The organism is Noviherbaspirillum denitrificans (assembly GCF_002211445.1).
In the GTDB taxonomy this organism is placed as follows: domain Bacteria; phylum Pseudomonadota; class Gammaproteobacteria; order Burkholderiales; family Burkholderiaceae_D; genus Noviherbaspirillum; species Noviherbaspirillum denitrificans.
This window is the reverse complement of sequence record NZ_LSTO01000001.1, coordinates 4296813-4299203: the sequence shown is the minus strand read 5'-3', so window position 1 is coordinate 4299203 and position 2391 is coordinate 4296813. Positions and strand designations below refer to the sequence as shown.

Genomic DNA, 2391 nt, shown 5'->3' with positions numbered 1-2391 from the left:
CGGCAATCCCGCCGCCTGCTATGCGCTGTTCGACGACGCGACCAACGAGCTGGTCTATTTCCGCGTCCCCTACGATTACGAATCCGCCGCCGCCAAGATCCGCGCGGCAGGCCTGCCGCAAAGCATCGGCAACCGCCTAGAGCACGGAAGATGAGCCGCCTCACGCCCGGCATGGTGATCGACGGCTTCCGCGTCGAGGAGAAGCTGCACAAGGGCGGGATGGCAACGCTGTGGCACGTAACCCGGGTCGACGGCAAGCCGGACGATCCGCGGCTTCTCATGAAGATCCCCATCCTCGGCGACAACACCGATCCGGCGGCCATCGTCGGCTTCGAGGTCGAGCAGATGATCATGCCGAAGCTGACCGGCATCCACGTCCCGCATTTCGTTGCGTCGGGCGACTTCACCGGCCAGCCCTACATCGTGATGGAAGAGATCGCCGGCAAGTCGCTGCGCTCCCGTTTTGACGAGGCACCGTTGCCGATCGATGAAGTCGTGTCGATCGGCATCCGCGTCGCCACCGCGCTGCATGACCTGCACCGGCAGAACGTGATCCACCTCGATGTCAAGCCGAGCAACATCATGTTCCACGAGACGGGCGAAGTCATCCTCATCGATTACGGCCTGGCGCGGCACGACAAATTGCCGGACCTGCTGGCCGAGGAATTCCGCCTGCCAATGGGCACCGGCCCCTACATCTCGCCGGAACAGGTGATGCACATCCGTAACGACCCGCGCAGCGACCTGTTTGCGCTGGGCGTGCTGATGTACCACCTTGCGACCGGTGAACGCCCCTATGGCTTCCCGACCACTGTTTCCGGCCTGCGCCGCCGGCTCTACCGCGACCCGGTACCGCCGCGCTCGCTCAATCCGCAGATCCCGAAATGGCTGCAGGAACTGATCCTGCGCTGCCTCGAGGTCAATCCCGACAAGCGGCATGACACCGCCGCGCAGCTCGCGCTCGAACTGCAGCACCCGGAGCAGGTGAAGCTGACCGCCCGCGCCGAAAAGCGCGTGCGCGAAGGACTGTTCAAGATGATCCGCCGCTGGTTCCGCTCGGTCGGGATGGAATACGTGCCGCAGCAGTCGGCCTCCACCCAGCTCACGCGTGCGCCGATCATCGTGGTCGCGATCGACCTCAACTATGGTTCCGAAGCGCTCGCCGAATCGCTGCGCGTGGCCGCGCGCCGCGTGCTGCAGACCGAACCTGGCGCGCGCCTCGCCTGCGTGACGGTGCAGAAAACCAACCGCATCGGCATGGATGAACTGGTGGACAAGGAAGGCCGCAACATCCACGTCAAGCACCTGGTCGGGCTGAAGCACTGGGCAAGGCCGCTGAACATCCCGGCGGAAAAAATTACCTACCATGTGCTGGAAGCACCCGACGCGGCCACGGCGATCATCGATTATGCAAAGGTCAATGCGGTCGATCACATTGTCATCGGGTCGCGCGGCAGTTCCGCTTTCCGGCGCTATCTTGGCAGCGTGTCGTCGGAAGTCGTGGCGCTGGCGGAATGCACCGTGACCGTGGTGAAAACGCCCGGCGGCACGTCGCAGCCGAGTCTGCAGCCGGTCAAGCCGCAACAGTCCGAAAACATGCAGGCAGGGACCGGGAACTGACCGGTGCGCGAGCGCGCCCTGCATTCTCTACACACATAAAAAAGGCCCGCTCATCGAGCGGGCCAAAGCTCAACCCTGGTTGAGACATGACTTAGAACAGGTGCATCACTCCGGCGGAGAATCCCGTCTGCCTGGTTTGGGTGGATGCAGGGATCAGCGCGCCCTTGTAACGGTTCAGGTCCACTTCCGCATACAGGTTGGTGCGCTTCGACAAGGCGTACGCCGCGCCGACAATCGCCAGGTTGCGCGTGCCGGTCGTGGTGCGGCTTTCAAACTTCGAGCGGTAATACGCAGCGGTGAGTTCGAGCGCCGGGGACAGCTGGTAGCTCGCGCCCGCCCAGGCGACGTTGTTCTCGAAGTCGCCCGCGGCGGCGGTTGCCTGTTCTTCATTCGAGTAGCCGGCCTTGAACTGGAGCTCGCCGAATTTGTAGCCGCCGCCGACCACGTAAGCCTTGTTGTCGAAGCCGGTCGCGGTTTCCTTCTTCGTGTAGGTGCCAGCCAGCAGCAATGGACCGCCGGTGTAGCTGGCGCCGACCGCTTGCGCCGCGCTGCGGCTGGTGTCGCCGGCGACTTCGCCCAATGCGTACTCGGCGCGCACCGTGACCGGGCCGAACGTGCCGGTGTACTGGATGTCGTTGTTGAAGCGCGTGCCCGACGACGCGGATGCGCTCAGGCCAGCCGTCGTTGCAGCTGCCGGCAGCGTGGTGCCGGCGCCGGACGACAGCGGAACGATGCCGGTGTATTTGTGGTTGAACGGATCGAGCAGTTGCT

The 2391-nt window shown here is 64.2% G+C and carries 2 protein-coding genes; one reads left to right on the top strand and one right to left on the bottom strand.

All coding sequences use genetic code 11. From position 1 onward, the window contains the following. The first annotated feature begins 150 nt into the window (after window positions 1-150). Complete coding sequence (locus AYR66_RS20805; protein ID WP_088709093.1) at window positions 151-1620, top strand: bifunctional serine/threonine-protein kinase/universal stress protein; 1470 nt, start codon at window positions 151-153, stop codon at window positions 1618-1620. A 91-nt stretch (window positions 1621-1711) separates the two neighbouring features. On the opposite strand, the gene AYR66_RS20800 is transcribed toward AYR66_RS20805, so the two are convergent. Then, a partial coding sequence (locus AYR66_RS20800; RefSeq protein ID WP_206047240.1) for a porin occupies window positions 1712-2391 on the bottom strand: 680 nt, incomplete at its 5' end.